Source organism: Pseudarthrobacter sp. NIBRBAC000502771 (genome assembly GCF_006517215.1).
GTDB classification, from domain to species: Bacteria; Actinomycetota; Actinomycetes; order Actinomycetales; family Micrococcaceae; genus Arthrobacter; species Arthrobacter niigatensis.
Window position 1 is genome coordinate 4,077,673 of the sequence record NZ_CP041187.1, and the last position, 26,914, is coordinate 4,104,586.

General features: G+C 68.9%; 20 protein-coding genes. 3 read left to right on the forward strand and 17 right to left on the reverse strand.

What is annotated here, in order from left to right:
• Nucleotides 1-4 precede the first annotated feature (4 nt).
• A complete protein-coding gene (tdh, locus tag NIBR502771_RS19020) occupies nucleotides 5-1,051 on the reverse strand; it encodes an L-threonine 3-dehydrogenase (protein ID WP_141161070.1) in 1,047 nt (348 codons plus the stop codon).
• Between the two features lie 126 nt (nucleotides 1,052-1,177).
• Here tdh and NIBR502771_RS19025 point away from each other — a divergent pair, with 126 nt between their 5' ends.
• Nucleotides 1,178-2,089, forward strand: a complete 912-nt coding sequence (locus NIBR502771_RS19025) for a LysR family transcriptional regulator (protein ID WP_141161071.1) — start codon at nucleotides 1,178-1,180, stop codon at nucleotides 2,087-2,089.
• A gap of 44 nt (nucleotides 2,090-2,133) precedes the next feature.
• Here NIBR502771_RS19025 and NIBR502771_RS19030 read toward each other — a convergent pair whose 3' ends face one another.
• From NIBR502771_RS19030 to NIBR502771_RS19050, 5 genes are all read right to left on the reverse strand, one after another.
• On the reverse strand, nucleotides 2,134-2,760 hold the full coding sequence (locus NIBR502771_RS19030) for a DUF5666 domain-containing protein (RefSeq protein WP_246839738.1): 627 nt from the start codon (nucleotides 2,758-2,760) through the stop codon (nucleotides 2,134-2,136).
• A 191-nt stretch (nucleotides 2,761-2,951) separates the two neighbouring features.
• The gene (gatB, locus tag NIBR502771_RS19035) at nucleotides 2,952-4,460 is read right to left on the reverse strand and encodes an Asp-tRNA(Asn)/Glu-tRNA(Gln) amidotransferase subunit GatB (protein WP_141161072.1); all 1,509 of its coding nucleotides are present in this window, start codon (nucleotides 4,458-4,460) and stop codon (nucleotides 2,952-2,954) included.
• Nucleotides 4,460-6,031 (reverse strand): Asp-tRNA(Asn)/Glu-tRNA(Gln) amidotransferase subunit GatA, encoded by a 1,572-nt coding sequence (gene gatA, locus NIBR502771_RS19040; protein ID WP_141161073.1) that lies wholly within the window; start codon nucleotides 6,029-6,031, stop codon nucleotides 4,460-4,462. Before gatA ends, gatB begins: the two co-directional genes overlap by 1 nt.
• Nucleotides 6,032-6,033: 2 nt before the next feature.
• The gene (gatC, locus tag NIBR502771_RS19045) at nucleotides 6,034-6,330 is read right to left on the reverse strand and encodes an Asp-tRNA(Asn)/Glu-tRNA(Gln) amidotransferase subunit GatC (protein WP_018763018.1); all 297 of its coding nucleotides are present in this window, start codon (nucleotides 6,328-6,330) and stop codon (nucleotides 6,034-6,036) included.
• Between the two features lie 148 nt (nucleotides 6,331-6,478).
• Nucleotides 6,479-7,981 carry a CitMHS family transporter gene (locus NIBR502771_RS19050; RefSeq protein WP_141161074.1) on the reverse strand — a complete coding sequence of 501 codons (1,503 nt, stop codon included), beginning with the start codon at nucleotides 7,979-7,981 and terminating at the stop codon, nucleotides 6,479-6,481.
• Nucleotides 7,982-8,170: 189 nt separating this feature from the next.
• Here NIBR502771_RS19050 and NIBR502771_RS19055 point away from each other — a divergent pair, with 189 nt between their 5' ends.
• Both NIBR502771_RS19055 and NIBR502771_RS19060 read left to right on the forward strand, forming a co-directional pair.
• On the forward strand, nucleotides 8,171-9,925 hold the full coding sequence (locus tag NIBR502771_RS19055; RefSeq protein ID WP_141161075.1) for a sensor histidine kinase: 1,755 nt from the start codon (nucleotides 8,171-8,173) through the stop codon (nucleotides 9,923-9,925).
• A complete protein-coding gene (locus tag NIBR502771_RS19060) occupies nucleotides 9,918-10,580 on the forward strand; it encodes a response regulator (protein WP_141161076.1) in 663 nt (220 codons plus the stop codon). Before NIBR502771_RS19055 ends, NIBR502771_RS19060 begins: the two co-directional genes overlap by 8 nt.
• 11 nt (nucleotides 10,581-10,591) lie before the next feature.
• Here NIBR502771_RS19060 and NIBR502771_RS19065 read toward each other — a convergent pair whose 3' ends face one another.
• From NIBR502771_RS19065 to NIBR502771_RS19115, 11 genes are all read right to left on the reverse strand, one after another.
• Nucleotides 10,592-10,972: a RidA family protein gene (locus NIBR502771_RS19065; protein ID WP_141161077.1), complete on the reverse strand. Its 381-nt coding sequence runs from the start codon at nucleotides 10,970-10,972 to the stop codon at nucleotides 10,592-10,594.
• Nucleotides 10,973-11,019: 47 nt separating this feature from the next.
• Complete coding sequence (locus tag NIBR502771_RS19070) at nucleotides 11,020-11,523, reverse strand: GNAT family N-acetyltransferase (protein WP_141161078.1); 504 nt, start codon at nucleotides 11,521-11,523, stop codon at nucleotides 11,020-11,022.
• 124 nt (nucleotides 11,524-11,647) lie between these two features.
• Nucleotides 11,648-12,457: an inositol monophosphatase family protein gene (locus tag NIBR502771_RS19075; protein ID WP_141161079.1), complete on the reverse strand. Its 810-nt coding sequence runs from the start codon at nucleotides 12,455-12,457 to the stop codon at nucleotides 11,648-11,650.
• Entirely contained in the window at nucleotides 12,454-14,742 is a 2,289-nt protein-coding gene (ligA, locus tag NIBR502771_RS19080; RefSeq protein ID WP_141161080.1) for an NAD-dependent DNA ligase LigA, read from the reverse strand. Before ligA ends, NIBR502771_RS19075 begins: the two co-directional genes overlap by 4 nt.
• A gap of 78 nt (nucleotides 14,743-14,820) precedes the next feature.
• A complete protein-coding gene (locus tag NIBR502771_RS19085) occupies nucleotides 14,821-15,456 on the reverse strand; it encodes a hypothetical protein (RefSeq protein WP_141161081.1) in 636 nt (211 codons plus the stop codon).
• A 121-nt stretch (nucleotides 15,457-15,577) separates the two neighbouring features.
• On the reverse strand, nucleotides 15,578-20,023 hold the full coding sequence (locus NIBR502771_RS19090; protein WP_141161082.1) for an FtsK/SpoIIIE domain-containing protein: 4,446 nt from the start codon (nucleotides 20,021-20,023) through the stop codon (nucleotides 15,578-15,580).
• Nucleotides 20,020-20,724 (reverse strand): hypothetical protein, encoded by a 705-nt coding sequence (locus tag NIBR502771_RS19095; RefSeq protein ID WP_141161083.1) that lies wholly within the window; start codon nucleotides 20,722-20,724, stop codon nucleotides 20,020-20,022. Before NIBR502771_RS19095 ends, NIBR502771_RS19090 begins: the two co-directional genes overlap by 4 nt.
• A gap of 45 nt (nucleotides 20,725-20,769) precedes the next feature.
• Nucleotides 20,770-22,536, reverse strand: a complete 1,767-nt coding sequence (locus NIBR502771_RS19100; protein WP_141161084.1) for a serine/threonine-protein kinase — start codon at nucleotides 22,534-22,536, stop codon at nucleotides 20,770-20,772.
• On the reverse strand, nucleotides 22,533-24,581 hold the full coding sequence (locus tag NIBR502771_RS19105) for an FHA domain-containing protein (protein ID WP_141161085.1): 2,049 nt from the start codon (nucleotides 24,579-24,581) through the stop codon (nucleotides 22,533-22,535). The genes NIBR502771_RS19100 and NIBR502771_RS19105 overlap by 4 nt, the downstream gene beginning before the upstream one ends.
• The gene (locus tag NIBR502771_RS19110) at nucleotides 24,578-25,504 is read right to left on the reverse strand and encodes a PP2C family serine/threonine-protein phosphatase (RefSeq protein ID WP_141161086.1); all 927 of its coding nucleotides are present in this window, start codon (nucleotides 25,502-25,504) and stop codon (nucleotides 24,578-24,580) included. The genes NIBR502771_RS19105 and NIBR502771_RS19110 overlap by 4 nt, the downstream gene beginning before the upstream one ends.
• Nucleotides 25,501-26,739 (reverse strand): RDD family protein, encoded by a 1,239-nt coding sequence (locus NIBR502771_RS19115; protein ID WP_246839739.1) that lies wholly within the window; start codon nucleotides 26,737-26,739, stop codon nucleotides 25,501-25,503. Before NIBR502771_RS19115 ends, NIBR502771_RS19110 begins: the two co-directional genes overlap by 4 nt.
• Nucleotides 26,740-26,914: the final 175 nt, after the last annotated feature.

The window sequence follows — 26,914 nt, forward strand, 5'->3', positions numbered from 1 at the left end:
TTCCTTACAGTCGGGTCCAGTCGAGGACAACTTTGCCGCCCACGCCGCTGCGGGCAATGTCGAAGCCTTTTTCCCAGTCCGTGGCGGACAGCGTGTCCGTCACCACGGCAGAGATGCCGGCGTGCAGCACGGGGTTGGAGGAGAGCATGGCGCTCATGGCGTACCAGGTTTCGTACATCTCGCGGCCGTAGATGCCTTTGAGCGTGAGCATGTGGGTGACCACCTTGCCCCAGTCGATGGTGATCTCCTGGCTGGGCAGGCCCAGCATGGCGATCCGGCCGCCGTGGTTCATGTTGTCGATCATCTCAGGCAGGGCGGAGGGGTGGCCGGACATTTCCATTCCGACGTCGAAGCCTTCGCGCATGCCCAGCTCACGCTGGGCATCGCGCACCCGGGTGGTGGAGACATCGATGGCAAGGTCGGCCCCGAGCTGCCGGGCCAGGTCCAGCCGCGGCCGGGAAACGTCCGTGATGGCAATCTTGCGGGCCCCTGCGTGCCGGGCCACGGCGATGGCCATGAGCCCGATGGGGCCTGCGCCGGTGATGAGCACGTCCTCCCCCACCAGCGGAAAGCTGAGCGCGGTGTGGACGGCGTTTCCAAAGGGGTCGAAGATGGCACCGAGTTCGGGCGTGACGGAGGGATCGTGGTGGACCCAGACGTTGGTTTCGGGGATGACGACGTACTCAGCGAAGGCACCATCGCGCTGGACGCCGACGCTGACCGTGTGGATGCACATCTGGCGGCGCCCGGCCCGGCAGTTCCGGCAGATGCCGCAGACCACGTGGCCTTCGCCCGACACCCTGTCACCTACTTTGACTTCGCGGACGTCCTCGCCCACTGCAACCACTTCGCCATAGAATTCGTGGCCGGCAATCAGGGGCGCCTCGATGATCCCCTGCGCCCAGGCGTCCCAGGACTGGATGTGGAGGTCCGTGCCGCAGATCCCGGTGGTCATGACGCGGATCTTCACGTCGGCCGGGCCGGCTTCGGGTTCGGGCCGGTCGACGAGCTCGAAGCCGGCGTGCGGGCCGGCCTTATACAGGGCCTTCATTGGCGTCCTTACTGCTTGGCGTTCGCTCTGCGGGGTACCTCCCCATTGAAGCCCCGGTGATGCTTTAGCACAACCGGGATCTTCTCAATCGACGATGTAGCGTTTGCTAATGATTAGAGTGGATGCATGGAGGTTCATCAGCTGGAAATCCTGCGGGAGCTGGGCGCTTTGGGCAGCGTGAAGGCGGTGGCCGATACGCTCATGGTCACCCCGTCGGCCGTGTCGCAGCAACTGGCGCACCTGCAGCGCACCGTGGAGGTTCCGCTGACGCGCAAGGAGGGCCGCAACCTGGTGCTGACAGAGGCGGGACAGGTGCTCGCGGACGCGGGCGCCGCCGTCGTCAGCGCCATGGCCGAGGCCCGCGGTGCGCTGGGCACCTATCACGGCTCCCCTGCCGGCAGGGTGACCCTCAGTGGATTCCATAGCGCGGGGCAGGCCCTGTTCGCGCCGCTGGCGCGCATGCTGGACCGGCCGGAGCACCCTCGCATTGAATTGTCGGACGAGGACGTTGCCCAGCAGGACTTCCCCGCCCTCACCGCCCGGTATGACCTGGTGCTCGCACACCGGATGGACCACAGCCCGCGCTGGCCGGCGGAACGGGTTGCCGTGATCCCCTTGGCGCATGAGCCGCTGGACGTGGCGCTGCCCGCAGGCCACCGGTTGGCCCGACAGGAGAAAGTCACGGCGGACGACGTCGGCGGCGAGGCCTGGGTGACCAGCCACCCCGGCTACTCCCCCGCCGATGTCCTGTCCGCCGTCGCTGCCGTCTCCAGCCGGGAGCCGAACATCATCCACCGCATCAACGACTACTCCACGGTGGCGGCGCTGGTGGCTGCCGGGGGCGTGGTGGGGCTGCTGCCCCGGTACACGGCGGGCCCGGTCCTGAACCCGGACATCGTGCTGCGGCCGCTGGAGGGCATCAGCACCCGGCGCAGGATCGACCTGCTGGCCAGGCCTGAGAACCTGAAGCGTCGGGCCGTGGTGATGGTCTGCGAGGCCCTGGAGGACATCATGGCAGGACTGGTGCAGCAGGGGTAGGCAGCGTGCCGCGGGCGCTCTGCCGGGTGGCCGGACCGGCGCCGCTACGCCCCTTCGCCATCCTGATCGTCTCCGGCGCCCATCTTGTGGCCCATGCCATGCCCGCGTCCCAACCCCAAGCCGGGGCCGTCGCCGGCACCGTCAACGATCCGCTTGGCGGTGGCCTTGTCCCCGTCCTTTACGCCGGCTACCCGCACGGTGTCGCCGGCGGCGATGTCCGCTGGCGTTCCGTCTGCCGGCTTACGGCTGGCACCGTCGCCGGACGCTGGAAGTTTGGTGATCCTGGTGTCCGCGTTGACAGTGTAGGACTGCGTGAAGCCGTCCTCGCTCTTGACGGTGATGGCGGAGTCGCTGACGGACTCCACGGTTCCGCGCTGTTCGAGGACGGTTTGGAAGGTTCCGTCGGGCTGCTTGACCACACCCTCACCATGCAGCGGCTGGGCGCGCTGGGACTTTTGCCCGGGTGCCTTCTGCTGGCCTGGCGCTTTCTGCTGTCCGGGTGCCTTCTGCTGGCCCGGTGCGGTCTGCGAGGGGTTCGGCGCGGCCTGGGAGGGGGACGGCGTTGGCGTCCCGCTTGCCGACCAGGCGAGGGCGGCTCCCGTCCCGGTGAGTGCCACGGCTACGGCACCGGCCAGCACCGCCTTGCGCATCCTCTTAGGTTCCCGGACCATGGTTGTTCCTCCCGCACGCAGGCAGGGCACCGGCGCCCTGTGGGCTCCAGTGTAAGTCCGCCACGCCGGCGCGGCCACGGGTACTTTGCGGCCGGCGGCACCTGAGTACTTAAAGCCCAACTGGGCCGCAGTCAATGTCGTTATGGGCGCCCAAAACGACATCAACTGCGACCCAGTTGGGTGTGCGGGTACTAGACGGTGACGCCCAGTTTCTCCAGGATGAGTTCCCGGACGCGGCCCGCGTCGGCCTGGCCGCGGGTGGCCTTCATGACCCCGCCAACGATCGCGCCGATGGCCTGCACCTTGCCGCCGCGGATCTTGTCCGCGACGTCGGGCTGCGCGGCCAGTGCGGCGTCGATGGCTTCGAGGAGGGGCCCGTCGTCGGACACGACGGCCAGGCCGCGCTTCTCCACGATCTCCTCCGGGGTGCCTTCACCGGCGAGAACGCCGTCCAGCACCTGGGAGGCCATCTTGTTGTTGATCTTGCCCGCCTCAACCATGCGGCTCAGCTCCACCACCGTGGCAGCCTCAACGCCCAGCTGGCCGGGGTCCACGTCGGCGGCCTTGGCGCGGCCCACGATCTCACCCATCCACCACTTGCGGGCCACGGAAGCCGTGGCGCCGGCGGCGATGGTTTCCTCGATCTCGTCCAGGACGCCGGCGTTCACCACGTCCCGGAATTCGAGGTCGGAGTAGCCCCAGTCGGCCTTGAGGCGCTTGCGGCGCTCGGCGGGCGGCTCGGGCAGGGTGGCGCGCAGTTCCTCCACCCATTCACGGGATGCCACCACGGGAACCAGGTCCGGTTCCGGGAAGTAGCGGTAGTCGTCGGCGTCGGACTTGGCGCGGCCGGACGTGGTGGTGCGGGTGTCCTCGTGCCAGTGGCGGGTCTCCTGGATCACCGGTTCACCCGAGTCCAGGACAGCGGCGTGGCGCTGGATCTCGTAGCGGACGGCGTGTTCCACGGCGCGCAGCGAGTTCACGTTCTTGGTCTCGGAACGGATGCCGAACCGCTCACGGCCGTGCGGGCGGAGCGACACGTTCGCATCGCAGCGGACGTTGCCACGTTCCATCTTCGCGTCGGACACGCCCAGGTTCTTCACGATCTCCCGGACGGCCGCCACGTAGGCCTTGGCCAGTTCCGGTGCGCGGGACCCGGCTCCCTCGATGGGCTTGGTGACGATTTCCACCAGCGGCACACCCGCACGGTTGTAGTCCACCAGCGAGAAGTCTGCGCCCTGGATTCGGCCCGTGGCACCGCCCATGTGGGTCAGCTTCCCGGCATCCTCCTCCATGTGTGCGCGCTCGATCTCCACGCGGAACACGGTGCCGTCCTCGAGTTCAACATCGAGGTAGCCGTCGTACGCAATCGGCTCGTCGTACTGGGACGTCTGGAAGTTCTTGGGGGTGTCCGGGTAGAAGTACTGCTTCCGGGCGAAGCGGCAGGACTCGGCGATCTTGCAGTTCAGCGCCAGGCCGATCTTGATGGAGGACTCGATGGCCGTCTTGTTGACCACGGGCAGGACGCCGGGCATGCCCAGGTCCACCTCGTTGACATTGGTGTTGGGCTCGTCGCCGAAGACGTTCGGCGCGGAGGAGAACATCTTGGTCTTGGTGTTCAGCTCCACGTGGACCTCGAACCCCAGGACGGGATCGTACTTCTCCATGGCCTCTTCGAAGCTCAGGATGTGGTCAGTGCTCATTATTTTGCCTCCTGGGTTTCGAGGGTTCCGGCAGCGGCGGCGGCAAGGTCGGGAGCCTGTGCCAGCAGCGGGCCGCCCCATTTCGCCTCGAGCAGCGATTCAAGGACCGCGCCCACCCGGTACAAACGGGCGTCTTCGCGCGCGGGGGCCAGCAGCTGGATGCCGACGGGCAGCCCGTCCTCGTCCGCCAGGCCGCCTGGCAGCGACAGGCCGGGGACGCCCGCGAGGTTCGCGGGGATGGTGGCGACGTCGTTGAGGTACATGGCCAGCGGATCGTCCAGTTTTTCGCCGAGCGGGAACGCCGTGGTGGGGGCGGTGGGCGAGATCAGGACGTCAGCCTCGGCGAAGGCGGCCTCGAAGTCCCGCTGCACCAGGGTGCGGACCTTCTGGGCGGAGCCGTAGTAGGCGTCGTAGTAGCCCGCGGACAGGGCGTAGGTGCCCAGGATGATGCGGCGCTTGACTTCGTCGCCGAACCCGGCTGCACGGGTGGCACCCATGACGCGTTCGATGGTCATGGGGCCGTCTACGGGGAGGACGCGCAGGCCGTACCGGACGCCGTCGAACTTGGCCAGGTTGGAGGATGCCTCGGACGGCATGATCAGGTAGTAGGCGCCCAGGGCGTACTGGAAGTTGGGGCAGGAGACCTCCACGATCTCGGCGCCGGCTTCTTTGAGCAGCTCCAGGGCATCGTTGAAACGGTTCTCGACCCCGGCCTGGTAGCCCTCGCCGTGCAGCTCCTTGATGATGCCGATCCGCAGCCCCTCGACGTTGCCGGTCTTGGCCGCGGCAACAAGGTCAGCCAACGGTTCCGGCAGCGAGGTGGAGTCGCGGGGATCGTGGCCGCCGATGACCTGGTGCAGGAGCGCGGAGTCCAGGACGGTGCGGGTGACCGGGCCGATCTGGTCCAGGGAGGATGCCATGGCGATGGCGCCGTAGCGGGAGACGCTGCCGTAGGTGGGCTTCACGCCCACGGTTCCGGTGACGGCGCCGGGCTGGCGGATGGAGCCGCCGGTGTCCGTGCCCAGGGCCAGGGGCGCCTCGAAAGCAGCGACGGCGGCAGCGGAGCCACCGCCGGAGCCGCCGGGGATCCGGTCCAGGTCCCAGGGGTTGCGGGTGGGACCGTACGCGGAGTGCTCCGTGGACGAGCCCATGGCGAACTCGTCCAGGTTGGTCTTGCCCAGGATGGGCATCTTCGCGGCACGCAGCCGCTCTACGACGGTGGCGTCGTACGGGCTGTGCCAGCCCTCGAGGATCTTGGAGCCGGCCGTGGTGGGCTGGCCGATGGTGACGATCAGGTCCTTGACGGCGATGGGAACGCCCGCCAGGTAGTGCAGTGCTTCGGCTTCCGCCCCGCCGGCGGCGCGGATGGCGTCCACCTCGGCGGCGACGGCGAGCGCTTCTTCGGCGTTGACGTGCAGGAAGGCGTTGACCTGGCCGTCAACGGCGGCGATGCGGTCCAGGTAGGCCTGGGTGGCTTCGACGGCGGTGACTTCGCCGGCGTGGAGTTTCTCGGCAAGCTGCGCGGCGGAAAGCCTGATCAGGGTGTCGGCGCTGGTGTTCTTGTCAGTCATGTCTATGCCTCATCCAGGATTGCCGGAACCTTGAAACGGTTGTCATCGGAGTCCGGGGCGCCGGAGAGTGCCTGTTCCGCCGTGAAGGTGTGGCCCACAACGTCGTCGCGGAACACGTTGGTGAGCGGAATGGGGTGCGAGGTGGCCGGAACGTCGTCCCCTGCGGCCTCGCTGACGGACTTGACCGAATCCACGATGACGGCCAGTTCGCCGGCCATCCTGTCCAGCTCTTCGGCACTCATCTCGATGTGAGCGAGCCGCGCGAGGTGCGCGACGTCGTCACGGTTGATCGCAGCCATGGATCTCCCCTGCAAAGTTCGAATTGTTTTCCGATCCAGTCTAGTGCGCCAAACGCAGATGCCCGTCTGACATCCCCCAGCGGGCGTCAGACGGGCACCTTCGAAGCCCGCTCCTGCCTCGGGGACAGGGAGCGCGGGCAGCTACAGACTAACCGATACCGATGGCTCCAGTCAGCATCCCGACGCCGAGCATTACCAGGGAGATAACGGCGGTGCGCCACAGGACCTTCTTGTGGTGGTCGCCTAGGTCCACCTTGGCCAGCGAGACCAGCAGCAGGATGGCCGGAACCAGCGGGCTCTGCAGGTGGAAGGGCTGGCCGGTGATGGAGGCGCGGGCCATGTCGGCGGCGCCGACTCCGTAGTGCGCCGCGGTTTCGCTCAGGACCGGAAGGACGCCGAAGTAGAACGCGTCATTGCTCATGAAGAACGTCATGGGGATGCTGAGCACGCCCGTGATGACGGCCATGAACGGGCCCATGGAGGTGGGGATGATCTGGACCAGCCAGGCGGACATGGCTTCCACCATGCCGGTGCCCTTGAGGACGCCGGTGAGGACGGCGGCGGCCATGACCATGCTGACCACGGCGACGATGGAAGGTGCGTGCGCAATGAGCTGGGCGCCCTGGTCCTTGACCTTGGGGAAGTTGACCAGGAGGGCGATCGCGGCGCCCACCATGAACACGAACGGCAGCGGGATGACGTTGGCGACGAGCACCACCATGACGGCGACGGTCAGGGCCAGGTTGAACCAGAACAGCTTGGGGCGCAGGGTGCTGCGGTTGGGATCGAGCGCGGTGTCGGTGAGTCCGGCGCTGCTGTCCTCAAGGAGGGTGTCGGTGCGCTCCAGCACGGCTACGGAGGATCCTGCCGGGGAGCCGCCGACGGTGGGGGCTGCTCCGCCGGGGTTGCCGCCCTTGCGGCCACGGCCGGCGCCGGACACGCCGGTGCGCGAACCGCCGGCGGTGGTGCCGCCGTCGAACTCTTCCGCCGTGAAGGGCTCTGCCGTAGACGGCGTTCCCCAGATCTCGGGGGCGGTGGCGCGGAGGCGGTTGCGTTCCTGCAGGCCGAGCAGCCAGGAGAAAGCGAAGACGACCACCAGGCCGGCCACGAGGGACGGGATCATGGGGACGAAGACGTCGTTGACGTCGATCTTCAGGGCGGTGGCGGCGCGGGCGGTGGGACCGCCCCACGGCAGGATGTTCATGGTGCCGTTGGCCAGGCCGGCCACGCAGGTGAGGACCACGGGGCTCATCTTCAGGCGCAGGTAGACCGGCAGCATGGCTGCGGTGGTGAGGATGAAGGTGGTGGACCCGTCTCCGTCCAGGGACACGGCGGCGGCCAGGATGGCGGTGCCCAGGACAACCTTGGCGGGGTCGTTGCCCAGCTTGCGGAGGATGAACTTCACCAGCGGGTCAAAGAGCCCGACGTCGATCATCAGGCCGAAGTAGATGATGGCGAACATCAGCAGGGCCGCGGTGGAGGTCATGGACTTCATGGAGTCCATGACCATGTCGCCGATGCCCAGGCCGGCACCTGCGAACAGGCCAAAAACAGTAGGGACAATGATCAACGCCAGCACTGGCGTCAACTTCTTCGTCATGATCAGCACCATGAATACCGCGATCATGGCGAATCCAAGTATTACCAGCACAGCCGGCTCCTTCTTGTGAACAGCGGCACAGCGGTGTGACGCGTGCTACAGACTGTAGGGTGGCGGCCGTCACGACAGTGCCTTTGGCTCAATTGATTGGCATACTGCTTATTGGGAGCATTTTGCTCATTGTGCTCACGGCGCCGCCGCGCCGGAACCGTGGCCCCTGCCACCCGTCAAGGAGGATGAATGCAGCGTTCCGTGCCCCGGCAGCCGCTGCGGTTTTCCACCCAGACGCTGCTTCTCCAGCTGGCCGTGGTGCTGCTGGTCGTGCTGCTGAGCACCGCCGTTCACGCCTGGCTGACCTACGACCGGGTGGGCAGCGACGCGGAGAACCAGGCACTGACGTTGGCCCGGACCGTCGCCTCCGATCCGGAGGTCCGCGCCGATGTGCTGGCCATCAGCGACCAGCCCGGCACTCCCCCGCCGGCCGAGCTCCTGGCCGGCCCGCTGCAGGCGTCCGCGGAGGCAGCGCGGACCCGGACCGGGGCGCTGTTCGTGGTGATCACCGACGAAACGGGGATCAGGCTGGCCCACCCGGATCCGCAGCGGCTGGGCGAAAAGGTGAGCACCGACCCGTCCGAAGCATTGTCCGGGCAGGAGATCACTACCCGGAACACCGGAACGCTTGGCCCGTCGGCCGGCGCGAAGGTTCCGGTGTACGCGCCGGGCACCAGCACGGTGGTGGGTGAGGTGAGCGTCGGCTACTCCATGGAAACGGTGGCACAGAGCGTGAGCCGCGACATCGGCCCGGTGGCCCTGACCGCCGCCGGCGCCCTGCTGGCCGGGGTACTGGGGTCCTTCCTGCTGCGCCGCCGCCTGCAGCGCCTCACCCTGGGCCTGGAACCGGAGGAAATCAGCACGCTGGTCCACGACCAGGTGGCGGTGCTGCAGGGCGTGGACGACGGCGTGATCGGCGTCAGTGCCGACGGCCGGGTCAGCGTGTTCAACGCCGCAGCGCAGCGGCTGCTTGCTTTGCCCGACCTGTCGGGGTCCCGGTGGGAGGACGCCCCCGTCCCGGAACAGCTGAAGTCCCTCACGCGCACCGGAACTGGTGTTGCCGGTCCGGCGGTGGGTAGCGGCGGATCAACCCAGGACGCCCTCGAACTGGTGGCCGGCGGCCGGGTGCTGGTGGTGAATGCGCGCAAGGCCCTGCACCGCAGGGAGGATTTGGGCTGGGTGGTCATGCTGCGTGACCGGACGGAACTGCAGGAGCTCACGCGGCAACTCGATGCCGTCGGCACCATGTCCACCGCCCTGCGCGCCCAGCGGCACGAGTTCGCCAACCAGCTGCACACCCTGGCCGGTTTCCTGGGCATCGGGCAGCACCAGGAAGCCCGCGACTACCTTGCAGGGCTGGCCGCCACCGGCCCGCTGAAGTTCCCGGTGGACCAGGCCGAGCTGCTGCAGGACCCTTACCTGCAGGCTTTCGTGGGTGCCAAGGGCGTGGAGGCAGACGAACGGGGCGTCGCCCTCCGCATCGGCCCGGAGACCCTGGTCCGCGGGCAGGTGACGGAGGCCCAGGATGTGACCACGGTGCTGGGAAACCTGATCGACAACGCCGTCAACGCCGCCGTGGCGGGGTCGTCCACGGACCGCTGGGTTGAGCTGGAGGTGCTGGATGAACCGGGCGACGACGGCGGCACGCTCCACGTCGTGGTGGCGGACTCGGGTGACGGGCTGGCGGAAGGCACGGACACGGAACGCGTGTTCGCCGAAGGTTTCACCACCGCTGCCGGCCCGGTCCGCGCCGGCGGCGGCCAGGGTTTCGGCCTGGCGCTGGCCCGCCAGCTGGCGCGGCGCCGCGGCGGCGATGTGAAGGTGCTGGAGCGCGGGGCCACGGGTGGGCCGGGTGCCGTGTTCATGGCCACCCTTCCGCATACGACGGCGGGAAGCGCCGCCGCAAAGACCACGGGGGAAGCCGGAAAGGAAAAGAATGGCTGATGATTTTCGGGTCCTGATCGTGGACGACGACTTCCATGTGGCCAAGCTGCACGCAGCCTACGTGGACTCGGTGGCCGGGTTCCTGGCCCTGGCCCCCGTTGGCACGGCCTCGCTGGCACTGCAGGCCATCCATAGCCTGCGGCCGGATTTGGTACTCCTCGATGTGTACCTGCCGGATGCCTCCGGGCTGGACCTGCTGCAGCAGCTGGATGTGGACACGATCATCCTCAGCGCCGCCTCCGACACCGCGTCGGTCCGGGTGGCGTTCCGCCGCGGCGCCCTGGGCTACCTGCTCAAGCCCTTCACGGCGGAGTCACTGTCGCAGCAGCTGCGCTCCTATGCCAGGTACCGGCGCCTCCTGGGCCAGCCCGGGGCACTGGACCAGGACGGCGTGGAGCGCGCCAAACGTGCGCTGATTCCGGGGGATGTCACGCCGTCGTCGAAACCACGTTCCGCAACGGAGGCCGCTGTGCTGGAATCGCTGGCCCCGGGCGATCAGTACTCCGCCGCCGAGGTGGCCGCCCGGGTGGGCGTTTCCCGCGCCACCGCCCAGCGGTACCTGTCCTCGCTGGCGGACGACGGGGCGGTGGACATCCAGCTCCGCTACGGCACCACGGGCAGGCCGGAGCACCGCTACGGCCTGCCGGCACGGTAGGGCCGGAGAAACTACGCGCTCTTCTGCGCGACCAGTTCGATCTCGACGAGCATCTTTGGGTCCAGGAACGGGAGCACGTGCACCAGGGAGAGGGTGGGGCGGATGTCACCGAACACTTCGCCGTGGGCCCGGCCGGCCTCTTCCCATTTGCTGATGTCCGTCAGGTACAGCTTGGACTGCACCACGTCCCCGTAGCCGAAGCCGGCGTCGGCCAGGACCTTGCCGAGTTTCTGCAGGACGTACTGGGTCTGGGTGTAGAAGTCATCCCCCACCACTCCGTCGTCGCCGCTCGCAGCGGTGGCAGAGATGTAGAGGGTGTTGTCCACCTGGACGGCGCGGGAATAGCCGAGGGTCTGTTCCCAGACGGATCCGCTGCCGAAGGTTTTGCGCATGGGTGGGCCTTTCAAAGCTGGAATGGGTCGCCACCACTGTAGGGCTGCTACAGGTCGCGCCGGTAAACCAGCAGTTTTATGTCGGTTCCGGGGACCAGCCAGTCCCGTGCAGGCACCCGCTGGAAGCCGGTCTTGCGGTAGAGCCCGTGCGCGCTCTCCCAGGTTTGGCCGGTGGTGAGGGCCACCGCACGGATGCCGGGGAGGGTCCTGGCATGGCCGATGATGGCCTCCACCATGGCTTTGCCGGCCCCGCTGCGCTGGACGGCGGGGTCCACCACCAGCATCCGGAATTCCAGCTCATCCTGCAGGGCGATGTCCGCGTACGGCTCCCCCGCCAGCGCCAGCGTGACGGAACCAACCACAACTCCGTCGCGTTCCGCCACCCAGATGGTTGCCTGCTCCGCGCGCTCTGCCACATCCATGATCTTCACCATGTAGGGGTGGGCTGCGTCGTCGAAGTAGCCTGCCGAAAGATACGAAGCTCCGGTGATGCGGGCAATGGCGGCGAAGTCGGCCTCGACGGCGGGACGGATGGTTATCTGCGGCTGCACCCGTCAATGCTAGTGGCGGGCCCGCCCACTGGACGGCAGGAAGGCACTTTCCGTGACAGAACTATCAGAACGGACAACCCGCTCCTTCGATGAGGCCGCCCAGTGCCCATCCAGGGCGGCCCGCTTACAGCGGAAACTTCCCTGACAGCTCCAGGCCGGCCGCGCAGGTCCAGGCGTCCAGGCGCTCGTCGTCCGTTGGTCCGCCGTCGAGCGGGCTGGTGAGCCGCGGCCTGCGCACCCAGCAGCCGGCCTCCTCCGCGATCAGGGCACCGGCTGAAAAGTCATGCTCGTTCAGCCCCCGCTCACCGTAGGCATCGTGGGTTCCGTCGGCCACCATGCACAGGTCCAGGGCGGCGGAACCAAGCCGGCGGACATCGGCAAAGCCGTCCATCAACGTGCCGAAGGCAGCCGCCTGTTGGGCGCGGATTTCGGGCTCGTAGCTGAACCCTGTGGCCAGGATCTGCCCGGCACGGCCCGGTACCGGTCCATCGAGCCTGGTGACTGTGCCGCGTTCCTCAAGCCACGCACCCTGGCCGCGGGCAGCGTAGTACACCCGGCCCAGGGCGGGGGCGTTGACGACGCCCGCCAGCCAGGCGCCGCCGGCATCGGCGACAGCCACCGAGGTGGCGTAGTAGACGATGTTGCGGATGAAGTTGGTGGTGCCGTCCAGGGGGTCGATGGACCAGCGGTAACCGGTGGGGTGGGCGGAGCGGGTGGTTCCCTGTTCCTCGCCGGTGATGCTGTCGCCGGGGCGGGCGGCGGTGATGACGCGGCGCACGGCGTTTTCCGCGGCCAGGTCGAAGGCGGTGACCCAGTCCCCGGCCGCTCCCTTGTTGCTTGCGTCCAGGGCGCTGCCGTCACGGCCGGACAGGACCTTTGCGCCTGCCGCGGCGGCCTGTTTGGCCACCTCCAGCAGTTCCGTTGCAGACGTCATGCGTCCTCCCCAGTCACTACTTCCATTGCCTCTTCCTCGGTCACGTCTTCGTCCGCCGAGTCCCCCAATGCTGCCGGGCCGCCGTCGAGCAGTTGCCGGAACCCGTCCTCGTCCAGGACGCGGATGCCCAGTTGCTCTGCCTTGTCCAGCTTGCTGCCGGCGCTTTCGCCGGCCACCACATAGCTGGTGTTCCTGGAGACCGAGCCGGCTGCCTTGCCGCCGCGGAGCAGGATGGCTTCCTTGGCCTCGTCACGGCTGAAGTTGGGCAGGGAACCGGTGACCACCACGGTCAGCCCCTCCAGGGTGCGCGGCATGGACTCGTCGCGTTCGTCTTCCATGCGTACACCTGCGGCGGCCCAGCGGTCGATGATCTCGACGTGCCAGTCCTCGGCGAACCACTCCTTCAGCGCGGCGGCGATGGTGGGGCCGACACCGTCCACATGCGCAAGTTCCTCCTCGGACGCGGCGCGGATGCGGTCCATGCTGCCGAACGCCTGTGCCAGGGCCCGTGATGCGCGGGGACCAACGTGCCGGATGGACAGCGCCACCAAAACCCGCCACAAGGGCTGCGTCTTGGCCTTTTCCAGTTCCGTGAACAGCTTCTGGGTGGTGGCGGTGGGCTTGGACGGGGACTTGGCCGTGCCCTTGCTGAAGAAGTACGGCACCAGTTCATATTCGCCGGTGGGGACGCCTTTGGACTTTTTCTCACGCCGGATCCGGACGCCGGCCAGGTCTTCGGGGGTGAGGTCGAACAGCCGTGCTTCGGAGGTCAGCGGAGGGGTGTCCGGTTCGGCAGGCTGGGTCAGCGCGATGGCCGCTTCCCAACCCAGGGCCTCGATATCGAAGGCACCACGGCCGGCCACGTGGAACACCCGCTCCCGCAGCTGGGACGGGCAGGACCTGGCGTTGGGGCAGCGGACATCCACGTCCCCCTCCTTCGCAGGTGCCAGCGGGGTACCGCAGGACGGGCACTCGGTGGGCATCACGAAGTCGCGCACCGGCGGGTCCTGCTGGTCCCGGAGGTTCAGGACCGGGCCCACGATTTCGGGAATGACGTCCCCTGCCTTGCGCAGGACGACGATGTCGCCGATCTTGACGCCCTTGGCCTTTACCACGTCCTGGTTGTGCAGGGTGGCCATTTCCACGGTGGATCCGGCAACCTTGACCGGCTCCATGACACCGTAGGGCGTGACCCGGCCGGTGCGGCCCACGTTGACCTGGATATCCAGCAGTTTGGTGTGGACTTCCTCCGGCGGGTATTTGTACGCCACGGCCCAGCGCGGAACGCGGGTGGTGTTTCCGAGGGCCCGCTGGGTGGCGAAATCATCCACCTTGATGACGATGCCGTCGATTTCGTGGAGCAGTTTGTGGCGCTGGTCCCCGTACCGCTTGATGAAGGCCAGGACGTCGTCCCGGGCGGCCAGCACCTCGAAGTAGGGGCTGACCGGCAGGCCCCATTCCTTCAGCAGTCCGTAGGTTTCCGACTGGCTGCCGGCGGCAAGGCCCTCGCGGGCGCCGATGCCGTGGACGAACATCTTCAACGGCCGCTTGGCCGTCTCCGCCGGGTCCTTTTGCCGCAGCGAACCGGCCGCGGCGTTGCGGGGGTTGGCCAGCGGCGCCTTGCCGGCCTCGATCAGGGCCTCATTGAACTCGGCGAACGCCTTGGACGGGATGAAGACTTCGCCGCGCACCTCCATTTCCGCGGGAAAACCGGTCCCGTGCAGTTCCTGCGGGATTTCTTTGATGGTGAGCAGATTGTGGGTGATGTCCTCGCCGGTGGTGCCGTCGCCGCGGGTGGCAGCGCGCACCAGCTTGCCGTCGCGGTACAGGAGGTTGACTGCCAGGCCATCGATCTTCAGTTCGGTCAGCCACGCTGCCTTTGCGCCGCCGTCGCCAATTTTTTCGATGCTGGCCTCGGCCCGGTTGAGCCAGGCCTCGAGCTCCTCCAGCGAGAAGACGTCCTCCAGGCTGTACATGCGCTGCAGGTGTTCCACCGGCGCGAAGGCGGCGGAGACCTCGCCGCCCACTTCCTGGGTGGGTGAATCGTTGGCGACAAGTTCGGGGTGCAGCGCCTCAATCTCCTCGAGGCGGCGGAAGAGCGAATCGAACTCGGCGTCCGATACCAGGGGCGCGTCCTCCTGGTAGTACGCAAACCGGTACTTCCGGACCAGGTCAGCAAGGTTTTCGTACTCCTCGCGGATGGCTTCGGTGGGTACCGCTTCGGGCTGGTGCGGTGCCGTGGTCCGGGTGGCGGTCTGTTCTGCGGGTCCTGGTCCTGTGCTCACAGACCTATCTTGCCCTACACCCCGGACAGCCATGGGGCAGCGCGGCGTGGCACCCGCCTGTTTGGCCGGATGGACCGCTCAGTGCGAGCGGAGCCGGTTCCGGTTCCGGTTCCACACGGCGAAGGCACCGGCGGAAGTGCCCACCAGCAGCGTGCCCAGGGCGATGGGCCCGAGGGCCGGGCCGCCTGGGCCCTCACCGCCGGCGGGTGCCACGGCAGCCATCTGGGTGGGCCCGCTGGAGCGGGTGACGGGGCTGTTCCAGTCCTGCCCGCTTGAGGGGCCGGTGGGTGGGCGGTAGCCCGCTGTGGCTGACGGCGATTCCGTGGGAGCGGCCACCTCCGGGTCCGGCGCCGCCGTTGCAGAAAGCTGTGCGGGGTCCGGGGCCGGGACGTCGGGCTGCGCGGGTTGGGGCTGGCCGGGCTGGGCCGTCGGTGCAGGCGCTCCGGCGGGAGGTGCCGGCTGGCTCGGCGGCGGGACCGGGTCCCTGGACTTCCGCGGACGCCCGGTCTGGCCGGCGTCGGGGCTGCTGGCGAGGATGGGTACGCAGACCAGCCCGCAGTCAGATGGGGCCTGGGTGTCCGACGCCGGAGTCGGCGAGGGTGCGGTGGCGGCGGCGAGCGCGGGCCCGGCCGGGAAGAAGCCAAGAGCCAGGGCCAGGGCAGCTGCTGAAGCCGTCGTCGGGACGGCACGGAGGATCGGAGCGGACGGGGTCATTGCTACCTTTCGATGCGCGCAGCCCCCCACCGCGGCTTTCTGGTGTCCCCGGTAGTCTTCTACAGCGCCGGGCGGGGCCGCAAATCCGCCGCAGCAGCAGCCCCGCCGTCGTTGGTCCTGCTCAGTCCCGGTTTTCGGGCGGCAGCGCCACCTGGATCTTCCGGGCCTTGCCGCGGCCCACCACGTACCCGCGGCCCGGGATGAAGTCGGGGCTGACCCGGCCCAGCGAGGTGTTGAGCAGGCTGTCGCCTTCGATGTCGCCCGGGTTGAGCAGCAGGCCCCGGCGCCCGGATTTGAAAGGCTGGGCAAGCTGCCAGGCGCTGGACCAGGTGGAGGTCTCGGACTCGCCCACCACCCACTGGTCCGCCTTCAGTGACGCGGTGACCAGCTGTGCCATCCCTGATTCGGCGAGGGTGTCCGTAAATTCCGTCAGGCCTTCGATGAAGAACGCCACAGCCCCGGGATTCCCGGTGGAATGCTCCACCAGGTCCTCCACAACCTCGGCGAGGTCGTCCGGTCCCACCACGGAGCGGTTCCAGATGGGGAGGGAGGCGACGGCGGACCGGCGGGATCCGAGGTAGATCAGCTCGGTAGCGGGGTTTGACCGGCGCAGGGCGTAGGCCAGGGTCACCAGGGCCACGGTCCGGCCGGCGCCCGGGGGGCCTGCCAGCAGCAGCGGGCCGCGGGCCATGATCTCCGCGGGCTGCAGGGACTCATCGTCCACGCCGACCACCGGCAGGTCCGGGCTGCCCGCGGGCAGGACATCCAGGTCCACCTGCTCGGGCAGCCGCTCGATCCCGGGTGCGGTACCCAGGCCCTGGCGCAGCATCGCCTCGCTGAGCTTATGGACTTCCCGGGCCTGCAGGGCCAGGTTGGAGTTGCCGCCCAGGACGGCCAGCTGCACTTCGAGCCCGTCCAGCAGGCCGCGGCCCGGGGGCGATGTTGCGGTGAGGACATCCCTGGGAACGTCCATGGAGATGTAGTCGTCCTCGTTGGAGAGCCGCAGCACCAGCCGCCGCTGGATGGAGGCTAGCAGCGAAGCGGGGACGGCGTTGGGCCGGTCCCCCGTCACCACCAGGTGGATGCCGAGGGTGCGGCCGTCGGTGGCCAGTTGCAGGAAAATGTCCCAGAGCCCGGACAGCTTGCTGTGCTCGTAGGCTTCGCGGAATGCTGACATGCCGTCCACCAGTACGAAGATCCGCTTCTCGTCCGGCCGGTTGGCCAGCTTACGGTACTCCACGATGGTGGATGCCCGCACCTCAGCGAACTGTGCGGACCGCAGCTCGGCGATGTCCCGCAGGAGGCGCAGGAGCCGCCCCACCCGTTCAACGTCGTCGCCGTTAATGATCTCGCCCACGTGCGGCAACTCCTCCAGCATCCGCAGCCCGGAGGAGCCGCAGTCGATCCCGTACACGTGCACCGGGCCGCCGCGCGGGGTGACCGCGGCGGCAATGGCAATGCCGCGCAGGGCTGCGGACTTGCCGGAACCGCCCGTTCCGTAGATGGCCATGTTGCCGTCCCGGTCCGGTTCGTAGAACACGGTGGGCTGGCCCTGGTGCGCGGGGTCGTCGGCCACGCCGAGCAGGAGCTGTTCGTCGGTGCGGGGGTTGGGCAGCTTGGAAAAATCGTAGGTCTTGGCCAGCTCATCCAGCCACGGCTTGCGCGGCGGCTGGATGGCCAGGGTGTCCGCTGCGTGCACGATGGTGGAGGTCATCCTGGCGATGTCGTTGGGTCCCGCCGGTTCCTGGACAACAGGCTTGTCAGGGGCCGGCGCTTCCCAGCTGGGACCTGAGCCGAAGGCCATTTCCACGATGTCGATCTGGGGCCGCTGCGGCTTGTCGGTGGTCCAGCCGCCGGCATAGCCGGTCTGGAACCCCTGGATGCGGCCCGGCCCGGTCTTGGCGGCGCCGCGGCCCGGGATGGCGGGGTCGAAGTAGGCGGCGTCCGGGACGCCGAGGATGTCCGTGGCGTCATCCTCATCGGCCATGCGAAGGGCCACGCGGAGGTTGGTGTTGGCGCGCAGGTTGTCCTTGATGACGCCGGCCGGCCGCTGGGTTGCAAGGATCAGGTGCAGGCCCAGGGAGCGGCCGCGGGCGGCCACGTCCACCACGCCGTCCACGAACTCCGGAACATCGTTGGCGAGGGCGGCGAACTCGTCCACGATGATGATCAGGTACGGCGGGGCTTCGGGGTCTGCTTCGCGCTGCAGGGCCAGCAGGTCCTTGGCCTTCTTCCGGTTCAGCAGCTGCTCACGGTAGTGCAGCTCCGCGCGCAGCGACGTCAGGGCCCGGCGGACCAGGTGCGGAGACAGGTCGGTGACAAGCCCGACGGTGTGCGGCAGGTTGATGCAGTCCGCGAATGCGGCGCCGCCCTTGTAATCCACGAACAGGAAGCTGACCCGGTCCGGGCTGTAGGCGGCGGCCATGCCCATGACCCAGGACTGCAGGAACTCGGACTTGCCGGCGCCGGTGGTGCCGCCCACCAACGCGTGCGGCCCCTCGTTCTTCAGGTCCAGGTACAGCGGCTCGATGCCCTTGGACCCCACCAGGGCCCGGAGCGTGCCGTTGTCCTTGCGGTTCGCCACGGCGGTGGCATGCACGGAGTTGTTTTCCGTCCAGCGCTCGGCCACCGACTGCGGGTTGTCCAGGAAATCCTTGCCGATCAGCGTCGCGTAGGACACTGCACGGGGCAGGTCGGAGTCGTCGTTGACAGGCTTGCCCACATCCACCACGGGGGCCAGCATCCGGGCCAGCTGGGCGGCGAGCTCCGCGTCCACGCTTTCACAGCTGACCGGATACGTGTGGCGGCCCAGGCGCACCTGGCCGGTGGTGGTCCCGTGGTCGCCGTCCACCACCATGAAGTCGCGGCAGGCGGCCGGGAGGGCCTGGATGTCGGTGGCCACCCATAGGACGTGTACGCCGGAGTCGGGCCCGCGTTCCGCCAGCCGGGTCAGCCGGCCGCGGTCCACGGGAGCGTCGTCCTCCACGATGACCAGCACCGACGGAAGGACCGGCTCTTCGAGTTCATGCTTGGCGGGGTCGATGCCGGGGCGGAGGTCCGGGGCGGTCCGCTTCGCCGCCGCCTCGCGGGCATCCACCAGGTCCTCAAGCCGGGCCAGCAGGGACGAACCGCCGGCCGAGCCGGCGGCCAGGTGGTCCCCGCCCAGCGGGCTGTGCCCCGAGCCCACGTGCGGCAGCCACTGCAGCCAGTTCCAGCGTTCGCGGGACTGGGCGGACGTAATGGCCGTCAGGACCACCTCGGCGGGTGAATGCAGCCCGACGAGCTGCAGCACCATGCCGCGGGCAACATCGTCCACCAGGCCGCGGGCACCCGCGATGCCCAGGGCGCCGGAGGTGCGCAGCTGGGAGACCACGGGGACGCCCTCGATCTCGCTGAACTGTTTGATGCAGTCCTGGATTTCGCGGGCGTACTGGACCTCGGTGTCATTGTTGGACGGCTCTTCCAGCGGGACCCGCGACGGCGCGGTCCCCAGTCCAAAGCGCAGGCCCAGGAAGGAGGAGTGCTCGGGCCGGTGCGTCCACAGCAAAGGCCCCAGCTTGTAGATGGCATCCACGGTGTCGCTGACGGACGGTGCTTCCTGGAGCCGGACCGCCCGTTCCACCTGCTGCAGTTCGGTCAGGTCCTGCCGGAACGCGGCCATGGAGGCGCGGAACTGCTTGAGCTGTTCCTTCTGCTGCTTCCGCGTCCGCATCCTGGTGTCAACGTAATGGCCCACGATGAACAGGGGCATCATCAGCATGAACACCATGGAGAGCACGTTCTGGGTGACCGCGAAGATGACCGCGCCCATCATCAGGGGCGCCACCAGCATGATGTACGGGAACGGCTGGTCCTCCGGCCGCTTGGGCCCGGCAGGGAGGACGCGCTTGGGCACGTCGAAGCGGGGCACCACCCGCGGGGAGCGGTTGAAGTCCACCAGGGGCCACGTCGGCGCTGCCGCGTGGTTGTGCCCCAGCGGCACCACGGTGACGGTGGTGTCCCCCAGGGTCACCGTGTCCGATGAGTTCAGGGTGGCGCGGGTGACGGGCAGCCCGTCCATCAGGAGGCCGTTGGCGGAGTTGGTGTCCACGATCTCGATGCTTTCGCCCACCGTGATCCGGGCGTGCCGCTTGGAGGTGAGCGGATCCGTCAGGCGGATGTCCACGTCCCGGTCCCGGCCGATGTAGCTGGTGCCGCTGGGCAGCGAAAATTCGCGGCCGGCGTCGGGCCCGGACAACACGCGCAGCGTGGCCGCTGCAGGCCCACGGCTGGCTCCGGGTTCGTGGAACTGCCCGCTCACCTGCGCCAGCGAGACCACGGAGCCCGGGCGCAGGCCCGACTCGAGGAGGTTGTCCTCCCGGGCCAGGATGTTTCCGGTGATGCCGGCGCCCACGAAGGCTTCGTCGATGCGCAGGGAAAGGTTGTCCGGCACAGGCGTGCCCTTACGGTCGGGGTCCGCCGACCAGAGCACGGTGGCGATGTCCGCCACCGTGGCCAGGCCGTCCACCGTGACAGCCAGGTCCTTGGCGTCGGCGGGTTCGCGGCGGAGTGTCAGCCGGATCCTCATCCTTCGTCCACGCCCCTCATCTTTTCGAGCAGGTACAGGTCATCGGGGGTCACCAGGTGGGTGGTGACGGCGTGTTCCACCAACCGTGCGCGGCGGTTGGTGGCGAGCTTCCCGCCGCCGCCGCGCAGGCCCACCACGCCAACGCGGTCCAGCTTGTCGCAGACGTTGTCCAGTTTGCGGTTGAAACGGGTCAGCGCCCAGCCCAGGGTCTTGGCGGCGGCCGCCGAGGACGGGATGGTGCTGAAGCCGGTGCCTTCGCGCCGGAGCACCGGCTCGGCGAGGGCGACGATCAGTGCCTTCTGGGCGTCGGTGAAGACCACGGGGCCGATGGTGGTGTCGCCGCTGCTGGCGCCGTCCCGGGCTTCCTGCCGGAAGGACGGCGTCTTCAGGTGCACGGCGAACTCGTAGGTAGTGGGCCCGGCCGTGAAGATGACGTTGGTGTGGCTGAACACCAGCGGAATCCGGGCCCCGGGCGACAACCATGCCTGCATGCCGCCGGAGGCGTCAGCCACGGTGGCGGACAACATGCTGCCCACGTTGCTGAGCCACCAGATGCCGTCGTAACGGGCCACCTGCAGGAACTGCCGGTGCAGGTACGGATTGTCGTCCACTTCAAGGTCGCCTTCGCGGCCGATATTGAAAATGTCCTCGTCCGATGGCTCGTACCATTCGCCACAGAAATCTATTGCTAGATCCCCCATGATCTGTGCCTCCTCAGTGGGCAATGTGTTTGCGTCATCAGCTGGCTAGTCCTGCAGGCAAGCGATGGAGTCCGGGCCTTCCGGCGAGGCGCTGCCGTCGGCCCGCACCAGGATCACTTCCAGGCAAATGGGAGTCGGGCCGAACCCGGAAACAAAAGTCTTCGGTACTTTCGTGGTTTCGTAGGGCCCGTCCGCCTTGGCGGATTTGGAGCGGTACTTGTATGAGTCGCCCTCCCTGGGCTGGGGGTTGGTCCAGGAGAAGATGATGGTGTTTGGATCTTCGGGCTTTCGTGCTGCCGAGAGGCCTTCAACACTGGGGACGGTCCCGCTGTCCACGGCGTCCGCCGGCGGCTTGCTGGCCTGCTGGGTTTCCACCGCTTTGGGCGTCCCGGTGGCAGTGTTGGCCACCACGATGCCCACCACCGCCGCCAGGGCCAGGAGGGTTCCGCCGGCCAGCGCGAGCCAAAGGTTGCGCTTGCCATGGTCTGCCGCCGGCTCCGCCGCGGGCTCGTCCACGTTCACGGGCCGGTGCACGGTTGCGTCGGCGGTGTAGGTGTCAGGCCCGGCGTCGTCCCTTACCGGGGCACCATAGTTCGCCGTGCCCGGGCTGCCGCGCAAGACGGTGGACTGGGCCCACTCCCCCTGGCCGCCGCCGTCGGCCGCGCGTGCTCCGTGGCCATCCGTTCCAGCGGCACCCGCCGGGATGGAGGGCACGGCGGGGGCCGGCCGCCATTGGCCGGGGCCGGCGGGCGTGAAGGACGACGGCGGGACGGCGCCGTCGCGGCGTCCCGTGGCATCGGTCCCGGCACCGGGTGCGCTGGGGCGGGTGCGGGCCGGGAAGGTGGGCGCGCTTCCGGTGCGCTCGGGATCAATGGCGGCGATGCTGCGGACGCGCGTTTCCTCCGTGCCGTCGTCCGGATGGCCCTCCTCCTGCTGGGGTTCCTCAAGGACCTCGAAGGGCGTCACGGAGAGGTTGAGTTCTGCCTGGATGCGCTGGAGGGCGAGGGCGAAGGCGTGGGCGGAGGAGTACCGGGACTGCGGCGACTTGGCCATGGCGGTTGCCAGGGCCAGTTCCAGCGACTCCGGCACATCTGGGCGGCCCAGCCGGGGCAGAGGCGTGTTGCTGATCCGGTTGATGAGTTCGCGCTGTGAGTTGTCCGCCCCTGGCATGACGAAGGGCGACCGGCCGGCGAGCAGGGTGTACAGGGTGGCGCCGAGGGCCCACACGTCCACCATGACGCCGTCAACGCTGCCATCCCGGAACTGCTCCGGCGGGGACCAGGGAATCGACATGCCGGAGTCGTCGTCGGAGTCCCCGGCAAGGGTGCCGGAGATCCCGAAGTCGGTCAGCGCGGGCCGGTTGTAGTCCGTCACCAGGATGTTGGCGGGTTTGATGTCGCGGTGGGCGATGCCGGCACGGTGGGCGGTTTCGACGGCGGAGGCCACCTGGATGCCGACGGCCAGGACTTCGTCAACGCTGAAGCGCTGGCGCCGGTACCGCACGTCCAGGCTGGGCCGGGAGCAGTACTCCATGGCCAGGTAGGAGTGCCCGTCGTCTGTTACTTCCGCTTCGAAAATCGTGACGATGTAGGGGTGCGAGGACAGCTGGGCCATGAGGTTGGCCTCGGACTCGAAGCGCCGGCGGGCACCCTCCGTCTTCAGGTCGGACAGGAGTACCTTGACGGCCACCTTCCGGCGCGGCCTGTCCTGTTCGTAGAGGTAGACGTCCGAAAAGCCGCCCGAACCGAGCAGGCTGATGTAGGTGAACCCCGGAATGCGGGGCGGCGGCGCAACGGGCCGTTTGGAACTCAAGGAATCTCCTCAAAACGCAATGAGATGTTGTCGCCCAGTTCGGCGATGTCGCCGTCAAGCAGGATGGCCATCTCGTTCTGGGCGAGGCGGCGCGGCGGTTGGCCTTCGCGGACCAGGACGGTGCCGTTGGTGGCCTTGAGGTCGCAGAGCATCACGTGCCAGCCCTCAAGCCGCACCTCCACGTGGGAGCGCGAGATGTCACCGCCCGGGCTTGCCACCTGCACCAGGCGCGGCATCACCCCGCCCTGGACGCGGGATACCGACGGCTGGCGGCCGATCACCATGGACTGGTCGAGGTCCAGCAGGTCTCCGGTGGAAAGCCGCATCCGCCCCAGCCGGGGACGGGCCACCTGCACCGCATCGGGCAACAGGGCGCCCCCGCAGACGCTGCACTGGGCACGGGTAGGCGGGTTGGCGTGACCCTGGGCGCAGATGCGCGCCAGCACCAGCGGGCCACTCCCGGCGTCCTGCTGCCCGGCAGGTGTGTTCGAGGCCGGGCCCGCGGTTCCGGCGAGGCTGCTCTTCATGACTGTCTGGCCGTCGTGGTCAGGGTCGAAGCCTGGGCCGGGCTGCTGGCCTGGGGCGGGCGGGTGCGCCAGCGGTCCATGGGCTGCCGCGGGAGCCTGGACAGGTGCGGGTTCCGGGACGGGCGCGGGTTCCGGGGCAGCGGGTTCCTGGACAGCTGGCTGGCCCCCGGGGCGGGCGGGGGCGGGATCTGTTCCCCCGGTGCGCCAGGGGACGGAGTCGATGAGGACTCCAGCCGACGCAGGACGGGGCGGACCGGCAGCGGCATCGTCCCGGCCGGTCCCGGGTCCCGCTGCATCGCCGGGACTTGCAGGCGCAGGCCCGGCTTCTGCTGCTCCGGCTTCCGCTGGCCCCGGTTCTGTGGCGGAGCCTGCCGGCGCCGCCTCTTCTGCCGTCCCGAGGGCGGGCAGTGGTTCGGCGGCGGCCAGCGCCGGCTGTTGCTGCGGCACCACGTGCCCGGAGTCGGCATCGGGGTCCTCGCGGACGGCGGCGTCCTCGATGTTCCGCATCACGGTGCGGTCCCACAGGTGGTCGTAGGACGTGGTCACCTCCGCGGCGGGGGCGGCATCGGCGTGGCCCGCCGCGGCGGTTGGCTCTGCCCCGGTTGTAACGGGGCCGGGCAGCTCCGGTCCCGGGTCCCCAAGGCCTGCCGAGTCTTGGGTACCGGTTCCTTCGAGAAGCTCTCCGTCGGCGTCGATGATCGCGCCGGGGGCAATGGTGGCTTCCGGATCAAGGTGGCGCACAGCGGACTCCGGATCGGGCTGCGCGCCAGGTTGCTGAAGGTCACCGGCGGTTGCGGCCGGCATGGCAGTGGCGGTCCACACGGACGCATCGGCGGCCGGTTCGCCCCCACCCGTTGGCATTTCCGGGGCAACGGGCTGGTCGATGCCGGCGGGACCGTCCACCTCCCCGGAAGAATTGACGGCGAAGGTGCCGTCACCACCGGCCGGAGTCCCCGTCGATTCGTCGCGGTCAGCCGGAGCTGGAGCAACGACGGCGGCGGGGCCGGACGGCGCACCCAGGGTCAGGGACCGCAGCAGCACCACGCCCTCCACCAGTGGAAGTTCAGGCAGCGGAAGTTCAGGAAGTTCAAGCAGTGGCAGCTCAACCAGCGGCCGGCCGGGACTGCCGGCACCCTGTCCCGTGGCAACCGTGCCGCCGGCGATTGTCAGCCGGCACTTACCCGCCACCAGGAACCTGCGCTCAGTCCAGGTGGTCACGTCGCGGCCGTCCAGATCCACCGGTCCGCCGGGCTGCTCCACGGCGAGGTCGAGCTCGCCGCGCAGGAAAACCCGGAGCGAACCGTTGAAATCGAGGATGGCAAACGACGGTATCCGGGACAGTGACCCACCGGAGCTGCTGGTGACGGCGGCCAGGACCTCGTGTGGCTCGGGGCGGGAACCCAGGAGGTCCCAGATGGCCCCGGCGAGTTCCGCCGGTGTCTCCGGGCCCAGGAGGACTGCGGTCCCAGACCGGACAATGCCCAGCCAGGTGCCGGGGGTGTAGCTTGCGCCCGTCATCGGCCAGGCTCCCCGGCCTGGTCCGCGCCGGCGTCCACAGGTTCGGGCAGGGGCTGCGTTACCGCCTCAGACGCCGGGGGCCGCGGCAGCGTCACTTCGTCGCCGTCCACCGGGGCGTGGCGCGGTGCCGTGGTGCCGGCGCCGTCGTCGTGCGCTACGTTCCGGGCGTCCACCACGATGGCCGTGACGTTGTCCCGGCCGCCGCTGCGCAGGGCGGCCTGGATCAGGGCGTCCACCGCCTCCTGCGGATCAGCCACGGTGCTGAGGATCCGGAGGATATCGTCGTCCGCCAGTTCCCCGGTGAGGCCGTCGGAGCAGACCAGCACCCGGTCGCCTTCCTCCACGGGGAGGAGCCAGTAGTCCGCCTCCGTCTCATCGCCCGTGCCCAGGGCCCGGGTCACCACGTGGCGCCGCGGGTGGACGGTGGCTTCCTGTGCGGTAATCTCGCCGGCGTCAACGAGCTCCTGGACCTCGGAATGGTCCACGCTGATCTGCTCGAACCGGCCCTGGCTGAGCCGGTAGGTGCGGGAATCGCCAATATTCAGGACCAGCCAGTACGGCACGCCCATTTGCTCCACCACCACGGCACCCGTAAGGGTGGTGCCGGCGCGGGCGCCCGTGGCTTCGCGGATGGAGGCGTCGGCGCGGACCAGGTACTCCTGGAGGAGGGCGGCGGTGATGTTCCGCTCCCCCGTGCTGACCTGGGGCATTTCGGCCAGGGCGCGCACGCACAGGCCGCTGGCGATTTCGCCGGCCTCGTGTCCACCCATGCCGTCAGCCACGGCGAAGACGGGGTCGGCGGCGATGTAGGAATCCTCGTTCAGCTCCCGGCGGAGTCCCCTGTCCGTCCCGTAGCCGTAGGTAAGGCTGAGGCCCGGCCCCGGCTGGATGGTGGAGGAAACACTGGCGGGGTGCTGGTTCATGCCTGTCCTAGGTAAAAGGTACGGTCTCCAAAGTGCACGCTGGATCCCGGGGTAACAAACGTGGGGACGCCCGGCACCAGGGGGGTGCGCAGGCCGTCCGGGGTGGTGACGGCGCTTCCGTTGGTTGACTGCCGGTCCGTCACCCAGATGCCCGCACCGTCAGTGAGCAGGTGCAGGTGGGTCTTGGAGATGGATCGGCCGGGGTCGTCCACGGCCAGCAGCTGGGCGTGCTGTTCGCCCGCTTGCCCCACCGGGTTGCGGCCCACCAGGACGCTGCGGTCCAGCTGGAAATCGCGGCCGTCATCGAGCCGGATGCGGAGAACGGCCACCTGGGCGGGTCCGCCGTTGCCGGGGCGCACCTGGGTGCGTTCGACGTCGTCGTCCACGTGCTGTGGCGGCACCCGGTGGCCTGCGGGGGCATCCTGGGCCGGGGTGGCCGGCGGCGCGAAGGATGCCGGCGAGGTGTAGGGCATGGTCTGTGAGGGCATGGTGGCCGACGGCGCAGGCGCGTGGGGTGCGGAAGCCTGGGGAGCCTGGAACCGGGCGGCAGATTGTGCTGCGGGGGCTTGGGGCGTGTTTGCCTGGGCCACCGGGGAGAGCACCTGCTGCACGGGCGGGAGGTCCAGGGGCGCGAAGCTGTAGGGTCCCTGGATGCCGCCGGTGGTGATGGGGTCCCTGCCGGCCTTGACGTCGAACACCAGGGTCTTGGCAGCGGTGTCGTTCCAGCCCCGGAGTCCGCCGTTCCTGTCCCATCGGTTGGACACGACCACCAGCACTGCCCAGGCGGCACCCACCACGAGCAGCGGGCCGAGGATGAACAGGGCGGCGTCAAACCATTTGAAGACCGCTACCAGCACCGCCGCGGGCAGGGCCAGGAGGATGCCTGCCCCGGTGATGAGGCCGCGCAGGAAGACGGCACCGGCGCCTGGTGCGTAGCCGTCCTGGTCCGCGCTGCGGATGCCCATGGCCAGGTTGCCGGGGGTCTTGCCGGTGCGGGCTTCCAGCCCGAGCACCACGAAGAGGTAGGCCATGGTGAGGCCCAGGCCAACGCCGCCGAAGAGGACCAGGGATGAGGTGTCGTACACAATGTAGCCACCGCTCCTGGTCCGGGTGATCCCGGCGAATCCGATGGCGAACGTCACCACCAGCACCGCCACCCCGGGCAGCCAGTCGATGACGGCAGCGCCAAGCCGCTTGCCCGCCGCAGCCGGAACAAGCTGAAGGTTCACTGCCATTCCCGTTCCTCCCCCTGGAGCGGCTTCCACCCTGGTGGAACCGCCGGTCATGCCCGGCCCGGCGCCCGCGTGGTGGCTGTTCCTGCCCGCGGTGGCCGTTTGTGCTGTGCCCGCCGGCCGACCTGCCGGGGGGCTTTCTACTACCGGGATAGTACCGGGAATCCCGGGCGCATGC